Origin of the sequence: Neobacillus sp. B4I6, from assembly GCF_050434045.1 — a bacterium.
Classification (GTDB): Bacteria; Bacillota; Bacilli; order Bacillales; family Cytobacillaceae; genus Neobacillus.
In genome coordinates, this window is record NZ_JBNPWB010000002.1 from 4,143,636 (window position 1) to 4,157,729 (window position 14,094).

Consider the following 14,094-nt stretch of genomic DNA (forward strand, 5'->3'; position numbering starts at 1 on the left):
ATTTGATTACATCTTATATCTTTGCTATGCAAATAAACATAGATAATATAATTGAAATATCTATTATTTTGCTATTTTTCATTCTTCCTTCAAAGTTCAATTAACGTGTTAAATGACCTTTCGCCCATTTTTCGCAAGAATAAAGAAAAGCACTCGGTGCAAATCACATCGAATGCTTAGGAACAAAATCTTTTGTTTACAAACTTACAAAAAAGCGACAACAAATATGTTGAACCCAATCTACAACTGCTGGAGAATTATCTCCAAACTGGCAATAGGTTAAGTTTCCTTAATAAGTGCTACCAATACCCGTTAAGGAAGGTTTAGACCAAGCAGCTGCTGAAATAGACAGACTCTTAGCAGATTCAAATTCTAGTCAATAAATTCATGAATATGATAAGAGTAAAAAGGCCCTGTTCAAGAACAGGACCTTTTTCTTTATTTTAGGAGATACACTCTCGCCTCATAAGGTTTTAAAGATATGGAAGAAAGATCTTCATTTTCATTTACTTCATAATTGCCGTACACAATAATTTCATATTCTTTGCGCAATTTAATTTCATTATCTTATATTCATTTTTAAACGTAAACGTTTACATTTTAGCGATTTTACAACGTTGAGTGAAAGTAATAAATCCATCATTTTCACTCAACGTTACAAAAAATTGAATCTTACTATAAGGAACGGACAGTGTCACGTTCAACAATTTGATGGGGAAAAATCTGATTCACGGTAACAGAGGGATCCAATAATAACTGAACGGAGGACCTTCCCATTTCGTATAATGGCTGCGCTACCGTCGTAAGTGGCGGAATCGCCTTTTCAGCCGTTGGAGTGTTATCAAACCCAATAAGCGATAGTTTTTCTGGAACTCTGATTCCTTGTTTATATAAAAAAGATAATGCACCTGCAGCCATTTCATCACTTGCACAAAATACCCCTGTAATGGAGGGATCGTTGTTTAATAATTGATCCATACATTCTATTCCACTTTTAAAATGATAATCGCCGTGCGTAATCTTTTCATTGGTTACTTTTATACCAGCGTCATTTAACGCATCTGTAAATCCTTTTACACGTGGAATGGTCGCTACGGCATCTTCTTTTGTTCCTGCAATCATCCCAATACGAGAATGACCCTTTTTAATTAGATAGGCTGCAGCATCATATGAAGCTTGATAATCATCCACTTTTAAAAAACGTATAGGATAGTTTGTTTGGGTTGCGACTAATACTACCGGTACCTTCATCATTTCTATCTGTTTATATTCATCAGGCGTAATCGTGCCACTCACCATAATAATTCCATCTACACGTTTTTCATACAAAGTTTGTAAATAATCCCTTGTACGATAGTTTGTTTTACAGATCATCACAGTATAACCAAGCTCATGAGCACGTTCCTCAATCCCTGCAAGAACCTCATTTGCAAATAGATGTGATACATCGGGGACAAGGACGCCAATTGTTTTTGTTTCACGATTAATCAAACCCCGGGCAACAGCGTTAGGCTGATAGCCAATCGATTCAATCACTTGTTCTACCCGCTGTTTCGTTTCTTCAGAGTAGCCTGGCAGGTTATTTAAAATACGAGAAACAGTCGCGACAGATACCCCTGCTTGTTTTGCTACATCTTTAATAGTAACCATTATCTATCACCAACTTTCCACGTAAACGTTTTACTAATAAACATTACCATATGTATAAAACTACTTCAACATCCTTTCACTCCTTTTCATTTCTATGTTTTTGTAGGATGAAATTCTAAAGCATTGCCTAAAAATTCGAAAAGAGAAGCAATGAGACTCTACCGCCATTCCTGCTAGTGAATGAAGCAATCCATTTTTCATTTCTTCTCCTTTACTAAAATCGAAAACTTTTACGGAAGTCCCTTCATCATTAACCTTTATTGGCCCCTGCTTTCAGTCCTTCTGTAAGATGACCCTGGAATATAAGGAATAAAATCGTAATTGGTACAGCGACTAACACCGCACCGGCAGCAAAGTTAGTAAACTCTGTATTACCCCGGCCTGTTACCATCTCGAATAGCCCAACAGCCAATGTTTTCTTTTCATCAGAACGTAAAACAAGCTTTGCAAAAATAAAGTCCATCCACGGCCCGATAAAGTTTGTAACAGCCACAAACACTAGAATAGGTTTTGAGAGTGGCATCATAATTTTATAGAAAATCGTCATATGGCTGGCACCGTCAATTTTCGCTGCTTCTTCAAGACTTTTTGGGAAGCCGTCAAAGTATCCCTTCACAAGCCACGCACCAAATGGAATCGATCCTCCGGAATAAAGGAGAATGAGTCCCCAATGGTTGTCGAGTAAATTCATTTGCAGTAATAGGATATAGATAGCAATCATGCCCATAAAGCCAGGAAACATTTGCAAAACAAGCATGGTCATTAAGCCTTGTTTTCTTCCGGGAAAACGAAATCTGGAAAAAGCATAGGCTGCTGTTACGACTAGAAGCGTAGACAATATCATATTCGCGAATGCAATTTTCAACGTATTTTTATACCATAATAGATAATCCGTTTCTTTAAATAGATATTGATAATGTACAAATGACAAAGACTCAGGAATTAAACGAGTAGAGAATAAAGAGTTTCCTGGGTTCATAGAACCAGTTAGAATCCAAATTACAGGGTATAAAATAAATACCGTTGTTATGATTAAAATGGTATAAATAATGGTATGACTAATTTTCTTTTTAAAGCTTAAACCCATCATGACATCATATCCTCCTCTTTAAAGGCTTTTGTTCTTTTAAAGTTCCAAATGGAGAATGTAGCAATCACAACGAAAATCAATATGGAGATGACAGAAGCCATTGCAAATTGATTATTGTCCAGTGTCAGTTTATAAATCCAGCTTATCAAAATGTCTGTCGATCCTGCATAGCTATAATCCACATTGACAGGTCCGCCTTCTGTCATTAAATAAATAATGTTAAAGTTATTAAAATTTCCCGCAAAAGACATGATCGCAAGTGGTGCAGTAGCAAACATCATCAATGGCATGGTAATTTTCCAAAATTTTTGTACGGGTGATGCACCATCCACATCAGCCGCTTCATATATTTCTTTATCAATACTTGTTAGGACCCCGCTCATTAATACCATCCAGAATGGAAAGCCAAACCACATATTAACAACAACAAGTGTCATTTTCGCCCATAATGGATCTGATAACCAAGGGATTGCATGCTGAATCACACCCAAGTCCATTAAATAACGATTTAAAGGACCAAATTCACCATTAAAAATGTTTCTCATGATTAAAATCGAAACAAACTGCGGAATCGCCCATGGCAGGATAAAAATGCTTCGCCAAAACTTTTTCAATTTAATTCCTTGCTGGTTAAGTAATACAGCGAAAATAAGTCCTAAGAATAAAGTGGTAGCAGTTGAAAGAATGGCCCAAACAACGGTCCATGAAAACACACCATAAAAAGTAGCACTCCATGTTTTCATTTGAAACAGCTGAATAAAGGTATCAAATCCTACCCAATCCACTAAGTGCTTTGGCGGCAAGTGATTGGGTGCAGAATAATTGGTAAAAGCTATTAAAATACCAAATAACAATGGAAGAATGGTTAGAAAAGCTGTAAATAGAACGGAGGGTGTTAACAAAATATAAGGAAATCCATTTTCCCATATATTTTTAAACATCTCTTTTGCGTTATTAGGTTTAATTCCTTTTTCATTTTTAACGGCAACCTTATAGGCATCCCGAATATTTAAATAATAGAACCATAGGAAAAGCAGGAATGAAATTAAAAATATGATTCCGTCAATTAATAAGAAAATGGAATGGTCTCCCGGAACGATTTTAAACCCGTCCCGATGCTGAGGTGTTTCCCCTAATGTTGTAAGCCCCCACATAGCCCATTGGAAAGGGACCGTCCAAAAAATTAGCAGATACAATTCCAGTGCTAAAAAGCTCAATCCTTTTACTATTTGTCGATTATACAGCTGTCCAAGTCCCATAAATAATCCGGAAAGTATAGCAGACATTCTAGACTTTGTCAGGAATGGTTTTTTAGCTGGTTGCGGTGATTTTCTAATCTTTGATCCATGTTTTTGCGGGTTAGGCAGTTGATCTTCTACATATTTTCGAGCTGTCGAACTCATATTTCATCCTCCTTTTGAAATGAGAGGCCGGACTCGTAAGACGTCACCCCCTTAAACCAACAAAATAGATAGTTTTCTCTCAGGAAGAGCATTCTATATATTTTGTTATCGGGGAGACTTACCCACGAGTCAGACTCATTTTTAATGTAATTATTTAGTCTGGGACTTGATGGCATCTTTAATTTGTTGAACCCCTTTATCCAGTGCTGTTTGAGGTTCAGCAGCCTTATTCCAAATCGCTGTATAAGCCACTTCCTCCGCACCCCATACATTTTGCATTTCAGGGATATTAGGCATTGAAATAGAATATTGTGCTTGTTCTAAGAATGTATATTTGATTTTGTCTTGCTTAATGGTTTCATTTTCTAATAATGCTTTAGAAGGCGGCAGCTGACCTGTCATTTCATAACGTTTTAACAGCATTTCATCACTTGTTGCAAATTTAGCCAACAATGTCGCTGCTTGTGGATATTTACTATAAGCATTTACATAATAGGCCTTAGATCCTGAAAAAGTGGTTGGAACTTCCCCATTGTCAAGTTTCGGCAGCGTTGTAATACCAAAGTTCACTTTAGCCTCTGTATAGCTTTTCACCATCCAAGGACCAGTGATATTATATAAAAGTTTACCTTCAGTAAAGTATGAATTGATGACATCTCCAGTAAGGTCTTCTTTTTTCAGCGGCAAGATTTCATCACGGATACGCTGCATTAATTTCGCTGCTTTTAGTGAACCTTCATTGTTTAAACCAATTTCATTTGGATCTGTATTTTTGTCCCCGAAAATATAACCGCCATATCCTCCAACAAATCCATGTATTAAGTAGAAATTACCTGGTTCGATCATGAAACCATATGAACCGGGATGTTTTTTCTGAAACTCTTTCGATTGCTTGATTAATTCTTCCATTGTTTCGGCTGGTTTAAAGCCCATTTCATCCAATAAAGTTTTGTTATAGAAAAGGGCAACTCCTTCAATGTTTAACGGATAACCAAATGTTTTAAGCTTGCCCTCTTCATCTTTTGCAGATACGGCTGTATTGGCACCGTCCATAAAGCGCTCTTTATATTCATCGGCATAATAGTTATCATAAACTAATCCAGCCTTGCTCATCTTTCCTAAATGATCGTGGGCCGCATTAAATACGTCCGCTCCTAATCCCGCTGGACCATCTGTTTCAAGCTTTACAGGTGCATCAGTATGATTGACATTTGCATATTTAACCGGGATTCCATATTTTTTAGTGAATTCTTTCGCGACATATTTTGCCCATTCACCTTCTTCATCCTTGTTATCCCATAAAACCAGCTTTGCTCCTTCTTCCGGGGTGATTTCTTCTTTTGCTGTTTCTTTTACTGAACTGCTTTTAGCGGTTTCTTTAGAAGCTTCTCCTCCTGTTTGGGCCCCTGGCTTACTGCATGCTGCTAATGCAAATAGTAACAGTGCGATTAAAGATAGATTTAATAGCTTTTTCAAATTAATTCCCACCTTTTGATTTATTAATATTTATCTCAATGCTTATTTGGTAAAGTTTCTACCAAAATAAACAGTTGAAAATTTAAGTTACTGCAACCGTTTGCACAATTGGCTAAAGTGTAACTTTACCTCGAATTCTTTTTTAAAATAATGGAAGAATAGGAAGGCATTTTAATTTGCACCTTTTCTCCCTCATTGTCTACTTCTGAATCTTGATTTGTCTTATAGTATAGATCGGTAAAGTCACTTTCTTTTTCTGATAAAGTGAACTCTTTTGCTTTACCTGTTAAATTGTGGATAACCAGCATTTGTTCGCTAGGGTTCACTCGTTTATATGAAAGAATTCCTTCTACTTCGGTAAAAGAGGCTTCCATTTCACCTTCAATCAGCACCTTATTGGAGTCTGCTTACATGAATCATCTTTTTATAATGATTTAATAGAGAATTTTCATCTTTAAGCTCGGCTTCGGCAGAAAGTTTTTCAAAATCTTGATTTTGGATAAGCGGTTCCCAGTAACAAAAAAATTCTAAAAATCGGTTTTACGTAAACGTTTACTTTACTATTAAAAAAATATATAATGATTACGTAAACGTTTAACTTATCTTGTAATCTATTACATCACTCTAATTCTGAATAGTCAATATATTATTTATTTTTTGTTTAATCATTATAATTTTTGATTTTTTTTGAAAACGAGACTTAGAAATAATTGAAATCTTTCTAATGATTTGTCAAATTTAGCTGAAATGAGGAGTTATGATGTTAAAAGAAGCCGTTTATCACAGACCGAAAAACAATTTTGCCTATGCCTATGATAATAAAACATTGCATATTCGCCTTCGCGCTAAAAAAGGTGATTTAAAAAAGGTGTTTTTAATATATGGGGATCCTTATCAGTGGACAAAAGATGGGTGGACAAACTTTACTAAACCAATGACATTGGAAGGATCGGATGAATTATTCGATTACTGGTTTGCGGAGGTGAAACCGGAATTCCGTCGATTACGCTACGGATTTGAACTCTATTCAAATACTGAATCCGCTGTATTTGGCGAAAGGGGTTTTGTGGACAGAGATCCTCGTGATTCCAGCTTTTATTTCTGTTTTCCATTTTTAAATCCGATTGATGTGTTCAAAGCGCCGGAATGGGTTAAGACTACGGTGTGGTATCAAATCTTCCCGGAACGGTTTGCGAATGGCAATCCAGAGTTAAACCCTGAAGGCACACTTCCGTGGGGAAGCCAAGATCCTGAACCTGATACATTCTTCGGCGGCGACTTTGAAGGAATTATTGAAAATATTGATCATTTAGTAAAACTTGGGATTACAGGCATTTACTTTACGCCAATATTTAAAGCGGCTACGAATCATAAATATGACACCATTGATTATATGGAAATTGATCCGCAATTTGGAGACAAAGAAACCTTTAAACAGCTTGTGGAAGTATGCCACAAAAATGGGATTCGTGTCATGCTTGATGCCGTTTTCAATCACAGTGGTTTTTATTTCGATGCTTTTCAGGATGTCCTTGAAAAACAAGAGAAATCCAACTATAAAGATTGGTTTCATTTAAAGGAATTTCCAGTGCAAGCTTTTCCGGAACCAAATTATGATACATTTGCCTTTACACATATGATGCCAAAGTTAAATACGGAACATCCTGAAGTGAAAGAATATCTTCTTAATGTCGCAAAATACTGGATTGAAGAATTTGATATTGATGGATGGCGCCTCGATGTTGCCAATGAAGTTGATCACGAGTTTTGGAGAGGTTTTAGAAAAACGGTAAAAGCGATCAAACCTGATGCCTACATTCTGGGAGAAATTTGGCATGATTCTATGCCTTGGCTTCAAGGCGATCAATTTGATGCAGTGATGAACTATCCGTTTACAAATGCGTCCTTGGACTTTTTTGCAAAAGATAAAATTAATGCGGAAGAGTTAGCACATCAGCTCACAAACGTGTTAATGTCTTATCCTAAGAATGTGAATGAAGTGGCGTTTAATTTATTAGGGAGTCATGATACCCCAAGAGTTTTAACGGTTTGTGACGAAAATATCGACAAGCTGAAGCTTCTTTTCCTATTCCAACTCTCATTTATCGGCACACCTTGTATATATTATGGAGACGAAATCGGCTTAACCGGAGAAAACGACCCCGGCTGCCGGAAATGCATGAATTGGGATGAAGAGGAACAAAATCTGGAACTCTTTCACACTGTCCAAAAATTAATTTCGCTTCGAAAAGAGTATGCTGCATTTAGAAATGAAGGCAAGTTTACGTTTTTAGAAACGAATGCCGATACAAACCATATCATTTATTCCAAGCAGTCGGCTGGAGAAACGATTATCATTACGATTAATAACTCTGCTGATAAGCTTGGCGTGACGATTCCATATGATTTTACAGGCAAAAGCCCTGTTGATTTATGGAACAACAAACCTCTTAGAGAGACGTCAAAAGTTGAACTTTCACCTTATGGATTCGCAATAATCCAATTGAAGAACTAAAACAATGAAAAAGCAGACGGTATAGAGGGAATCTTTTATAGATTCTCATTACTATCTGCTTTTTGTTTCTCCAGGGGGTGACTGCATGATTGACGTTCAACCAATTGATGAGGAATGATAATCCGTTTGGTTGGTTCTGTCCGATCTTCGATTAGTTGAATCAAACTCCTCGATGCTTGATATCCAAGCTCAAAAATATGAATATCCACTGAAGTTAACGGTGGTTTGGACATTTCTGCTAAGAGGACGTTATTAAAACTAACGACTGAGATTTCTTCCGGAACCCTGATTCCCAGCTCATCTAATGTACTAAGTACACCTAGTGCCATTAAGTCATCAACCACTACGAGTGAAGTTGGGCGTTGCTCAAGTGCCATTAACTCACTCACCGCCTCTTGACCGCCTTCCCTTAGGAATTCCTCATGAAGGATATATTCATTTTTTATAGGAATGTTTGCCTTTTTTAAAGCCTGCTTATACCCATTCAAACGGTCAACCGTAACCATTAGTTCTGGGTTCCCTCCAATAAAAGCAATTTTCCGATGGCCATGGTCTATTAAGTATTCAGTAGCTTCTCTCATGGCACGAACATTATCATTATCAACATGTGTGATTTCTTCTGCATCTTTAGAAGGTTTTCCAATAACAACAAAAGGAAAATCCCTTTCTCTTAAGTACGAAATGACTTTATCCTCCACCTTGGAGTTAAGAAGAATCATGCCATCTACTCTTTTCCCTTGTACCATATTAATAACTGCTTCAAGTGTTTCGTTTTCTAATTTCCCTGTTGTCATCTGCAAAGCATATTTTTTTTCACGGGCCCCCTCACTTATTCCCTGTAAAATAGAAGGGAAAAACGGATTCTGAAAAACGACATCTCCAGAACTCGGCATGACAAGCCCTATTGTTTGGGTTGATTGACTGGCAAGACTTCTGGCATTTTGGTTAGGATGATACCCTAGCTGTTCCATTGCTTTTTTAACTTTTCGTTTCGTCGCTTCACTAATTCGTGAATTATTGGCAATTACTCTTGAAACAGTTGATGGTGCGACATCTGCAAGCTTTGCCACATCCTTGATGGTAACAGCCATTTCTTCTCCCCTCTCATTCAAAGTTAATTGATTCTACTACTAATTTTAATATAATAGAAACGGTCACTTTTGCATATTCCATCGTCTTTACAGCACTTACATTTACGAAATCGGTTGCACAATCCACCCTTTATTATAAAGTGTTTACAACCAGTTATACAGCTAAAAAATAATGACTTCCCGATTTTGGTAATGATGTATCAGAAAATTTAGATTTTTTCTGGCTTTCTATTGAATTGTGCTGAGAAAAAGATATAATAAATTTTGAAAGTGATTGCGCAAACGTTTGCACACTAATACAGTCCTCTAAGGATCTTACATACGGCTTTTTTGTGCAACTACATGCAAACGCTTTTCTAGATTAATAGAGTTAGGGAAAGGAGATTTTTCATGAAGAGAAATCAGAGAACACTGCTGTCGCTTGTTACCGTAGTTGGACTAATTCTTCAGTTATTTTCTGGGCTTGTGACAAGTCAAACAGCCAAAGCGGCAGAAACAACACCAAAGCAGGTTGTACTTGTTGGCAGTCTGCAGGAAGTTTTAGGAAATTCAGGAGATTGGGATCCATCTTCTGTTAAAACGCAAATGGATTACCAAGGAAATGGTTTGTATAGCCTTACTGGCACACTGCCGTCTGGGACATATGAATACAAAATCGCCATTGGAGGAGGCTGGTCCGAAAATTACGGAGACGGCGGCGCGCCTGGTGGAAACAACATTAAACTAACTCTGACCGAACAAAAAAAAGTCACCTTCTACTACAATGACAATACCCATGCCATTGCTGATAGTACCCATTACACACTTTTAAATGAGGACAAAAAGCCCCGCTTAGTAGGAACCATTCAACCTGCCATTCACGCAGGGACTGCATGGAGTCCGACAGACTCAACAGCATTAATGGAGGACACCCATTTTGATAACGTCTATTCCTTTACTGCAAAGGTACCTAGAGGCAGCTACGAATACAAGATTGTATTGGGCAAGGACTGGACGGAATCCTATCCTGGTTCAAATAAGAAGCTGAATGTACTCTCTGATACGACAATCACATTTTTCTATAACAACCAAACAAAAGAAGTTTATTCAGATTATAAACCTATTGGATCTGATGGCATGATAGATAAGAATGCTCTTTATCATGATTCATGGGACCAAGTATACCGGACGCCGTTTGGGGCAGTTCCAGCAGGGAAACCTGTCACCTTCCGATTATCGGCTAAAAAGGGTGACCTGACCAGAGCCAGCCTGTATGTGAAAAACTATAATACTGGCACAACAAAGGTTCTTTCAATGAAGAATACAGGCTGGTCAGACACAAAAGACAAAGGTGCCATTGAGTTCTGGGAAGCCACCTTTACACCGTCTGACAAAGGAGTTCACGGCTATAAATTCATTGCCTGGGATCAGGATACAACAGTGGAATACGGAGAAGACACACAGGAAGGGCATACCGGTAAAGCGGAGGATAAAAATGCAGGACTCTTCCAATTGACCGTTTTCGACCCGGGCTATCAAACACCGGATTGGATGAAAGAAGCTGTTGTTTATCAAATATATCCGGACCGTTTTTATAACGGCAACAAAGCAAATGACCATGTAAAGGATCAGATTGGAGCCCGAGGCAGCCAGCCAATAGAACATCCCGACTCCTGGTCATCCTTGCCGGATAATCCATATGAACAAGGCACTGGCTCCTACACAGGGGACGGAGAATTTACAAACGACTTCTTTGGCGGCGACATTGCTGGTATTAAGGCGAAGCTTGATTACCTTCAATCGCTTGGCGTCAATACCCTATATTTAAACCCAATTGCACTTGCACCGTCCAACCATAAATATGATGCAACAGACTATAAACAGGTGGATCCGATGTTTGGCTCGGAAAAAGAATTCGAGGATTTCGCCAAGGAATTGTCTAAACGGAACATGCACCTGATTTTGGATGGGGTATTTAATCATGTGGCTGATGATTCCATCTATTTTGACCGCTACCACAAATATAAAACAGTGGGTGCCTATGAATACTGGTCTCGTATATACGATTTAATGAATAACGAAAAATTGTCTGAAACTGCAGCTAAGGATAAGGCCAAACAGAAACTCATGGCTGAAGGACAAACCTTTAGCCCATATGGCTTTGAAAACTGGTTCCATATTGAAAATGTTAAAGTTCCAAATGAAAAAGTCAACGGTGTTTCGACGGGTGAGCATTATAAGTATGAAGGCTGGTGGGGATACGACAGTCTTCCTGTATTCGAATCCGTTAACGGCACAAAGGTTGACCATCCAAGTGAACTTAACAACACAGCATTGGCAAATTATATTTTTTATGACAAGGACTCTGTAGGAAAAACTTGGATTAATCGAGGTTCATCTGGCTGGCGCCTGGATGTAGCTAATGAAGTGGACAGTTCCTTCTGGCAGGAATTCCGCAAGCAAATGAAGTCCAAGACTATGATAGGAGCCGGAAAAACACTTCAAAAAGAAGAAGAGCCACTTATTCTAGGTGAAATTTGGGATGATGCATCCAAGTACTTCTTAGGGGATCAATATGACTCAGTCATGAACTATCGTTTCCGCGGAGCCATTTTGGATTACTTAAAGAACGGTAATGCCGCTAATGCTCAAAACACCCTTCTCGCTATACAGGAGGACTATCCAAAGGAAGCTTTTTATGCCCTCATGAACCTGATGGGATCCCATGATACAGCTCGGGCAATCTTCCTGTTAGGCAATGGAACGGATACGTATTTCAGAGCGGAACAAGATCCGAACTACAAATACGATGAAGGTGTGAAGCGATTGAAGCTGGCTTCTATCCTGCAAATGGGTTACCCTGGAGCACCAACCATTTATTACGGAGATGAAGCGGGTCAAACAGGATCCAAAGACCCAGATGACCGACGCACATATCCGTGGGGGAACGAAAACAAAGACCTCATTGCACACTATCAAAAGATTGGTCAAATCCGCAAGGAAAATGCTGACCTATTCGCTCATGGCGATCTGCACCATTTATACGCAAAGGGTGATGTGTTAGCCTATGTCCGGACAAAAGATACAAAATCTGGCCTTGTCATTATTAACAGAGGGAAAACCACACAAACGGTTGATATCGATACAAAAGTGCTGCTCGCGAATGGTCTTCGTTTTGTGGACCAATTGGACCCTAAATATCTGACTACAACGAAGGATGGCAAGCTGTCATTAACAGTTCCAGCAGAGTCCGGAAGAATGTTAATAACGGTTAATGATGTTAAACAACCACAGCCTGTTAAAGAAGTTACCGGCACAGCTGGTTCTAAAGAAGTTACTTTAAGCTGGACAGGATCAGGTACAAAATACAATGTCTATCAATCTACTGTTTCAGGTGGATTATGGACAAAAGTGAAAGAAACTACAGGTACATCTGTGAACATTTCCGATTTAAATAATGGTCGTACCTACTATTTTACTGTGACGGCCGTGAATGAAAGTGGGAATGAATCTATACCAGCTGCCTCATCCGGCCTTGTGCCTCATTACGATGCTGCAAAGGCTAGTATTAAGGACCTGACTACTTTAGACAACGGGGAATTGAATCTGGCACAGGCCTCCAATGTTAAAGCAGCTATTTACCTGCCAGGTGCGACAGAATCTGGTGCAGCAGAAGGAATCACGGCCGATCTCCAAGTAAGAATGAAAGGCCAAACCGCTTGGACATCTTACCAAGCCTTGTATAATGGCCAGGCTCAGGGAGACCAGGCAAATGAGTTTCAGGGAAGCTTTACAGCGTATGAGGCGGGCACATATGAATACCGAATGGCCTTTACGCCGGATTTAGGAAATACATGGGTTTACTCAATTACTGGTGAAGTGACCTTTTCACACAGCACGTCTGATACTACCCCGCCTGCTAATGATGTTACTTTGGACACTCCGATCAAGGAATCCGGTCAGGTCAACTTGAACTGGAAACTCACGCAGCCGGATCAGCCATTTAAAACGGTCATTTACCGTGACGGCCAAATTCTTTCAACATTGGACGGCAGTGCCGCCACCTTCCGTGATTATCAGGTGGCAAATGGAACTGCCTACCAGTATCAAGTGCGTGTCTATGACCAGGCTGGAAACCATGTAGAATCCAACAAGGTAAGTGTAACCCCTGAAATTGTTATGGTACAAGTGACCTTTAAGGTTCATGCACCGGATTATACACCTTTAGCAGCGCAGGTCAATATACCAGGCAGCTTGAATGGTTGGAATACTAGTGCCTGGACTATGAGCCGTAATGGCGCTGTGACGCCTGATTGGGAATACACAGTGGAGCTTGAAGAAGGAACTGAGCTTACGTATAAATATACGAGGGACAATACTTGGGATCATGAAGGGTTAGCAGATCATACGCCATCTGATCATTCGGATGACGATATCAGTAACTACGGCTATGGTGCCACAGGAACCGATATGAAAATTGTGGTCACCAACCAAGGGAACAACAAAATGGTTGTACAGGATACCATTCTGCGCTGGATTGATATGCCGCTGGCAGTCAGTCAAATTGATGTCAATGGATCAACTATGACTATAAAGGGGAATGCAATTAAGCGAGCTGACCTCACTATCAATGGGGAAAAAGTGACAGTCGGAAATGATATGAATTTCACTCAATCCTTTACCCTTCAAGCAGGACAGACACAAGTACCTGTTCATATCGAACCAACTGACTCCACAAAGTCCGCCATCTTTAAAGAGGACGGCGGTTCTATTAGCAAGAATACAAAGAACTATGTCATCGACGTCCTAACAAAAACGATAAGCGAAACCAAGTAAGTGGTCATCGAAAAGGTCTGCCGGAATCATGGCAGACCTTTTTTGCTGAAAGTT

General features: G+C 39.1%; 8 protein-coding genes. 2 read left to right on the forward strand and 6 right to left on the reverse strand.

Going from position 1 to position 14,094, the window contains the following annotated elements:
* Nucleotides 1-675: 675 nt before the first annotated feature.
* From QF028_RS22795 to QF028_RS22815, 5 genes are all read right to left on the reverse strand, one after another.
* Nucleotides 676-1,650, reverse strand: a complete 975-nt coding sequence (locus tag QF028_RS22795; RefSeq protein ID WP_429469127.1) for a LacI family DNA-binding transcriptional regulator — start codon at nucleotides 1,648-1,650, stop codon at nucleotides 676-678.
* Between the two features lie 250 nt (nucleotides 1,651-1,900).
* Nucleotides 1,901-2,737 carry a sugar ABC transporter permease gene (locus tag QF028_RS22800; RefSeq protein ID WP_410884373.1) on the reverse strand — a complete coding sequence of 279 codons (837 nt, stop codon included), beginning with the start codon at nucleotides 2,735-2,737 and terminating at the stop codon, nucleotides 1,901-1,903.
* Complete coding sequence (locus QF028_RS22805; protein WP_429469130.1) at nucleotides 2,737-4,143, reverse strand: carbohydrate ABC transporter permease; 1,407 nt, start codon at nucleotides 4,141-4,143, stop codon at nucleotides 2,737-2,739. Before QF028_RS22805 ends, QF028_RS22800 begins: the two co-directional genes overlap by 1 nt.
* A 150-nt stretch (nucleotides 4,144-4,293) precedes the next feature.
* Complete coding sequence (locus QF028_RS22810) at nucleotides 4,294-5,619, reverse strand: sugar ABC transporter substrate-binding protein (protein ID WP_429469133.1); 1,326 nt, start codon at nucleotides 5,617-5,619, stop codon at nucleotides 4,294-4,296.
* A 125-nt stretch (nucleotides 5,620-5,744) separates the two neighbouring features.
* Nucleotides 5,745-6,011 (reverse strand): hypothetical protein, encoded by a 267-nt coding sequence (locus QF028_RS22815; protein WP_429469136.1) that lies wholly within the window; start codon nucleotides 6,009-6,011, stop codon nucleotides 5,745-5,747.
* A 368-nt stretch (nucleotides 6,012-6,379) separates the two neighbouring features.
* Between QF028_RS22815 and QF028_RS22820 the strand changes: the two genes are divergently transcribed.
* The gene (locus QF028_RS22820) at nucleotides 6,380-8,134 is read left to right on the forward strand and encodes an alpha-glycosidase (RefSeq protein ID WP_429472470.1); all 1,755 of its coding nucleotides are present in this window, start codon (nucleotides 6,380-6,382) and stop codon (nucleotides 8,132-8,134) included.
* Nucleotides 8,135-8,169: 35 nt separating this feature from the next.
* On the opposite strand, the gene QF028_RS22825 is transcribed toward QF028_RS22820, so the two are convergent.
* Nucleotides 8,170-9,225 carry a LacI family DNA-binding transcriptional regulator gene (locus tag QF028_RS22825; protein ID WP_429469138.1) on the reverse strand — a complete coding sequence of 352 codons (1,056 nt, stop codon included), beginning with the start codon at nucleotides 9,223-9,225 and terminating at the stop codon, nucleotides 8,170-8,172.
* A gap of 390 nt (nucleotides 9,226-9,615) precedes the next feature.
* Here QF028_RS22825 and QF028_RS22830 point away from each other — a divergent pair, with 390 nt between their 5' ends.
* A complete protein-coding gene (locus QF028_RS22830; RefSeq protein ID WP_429469141.1) occupies nucleotides 9,616-14,040 on the forward strand; it encodes an alpha-amylase family glycosyl hydrolase in 4,425 nt (1,474 codons plus the stop codon).
* Nucleotides 14,041-14,094: the final 54 nt, after the last annotated feature.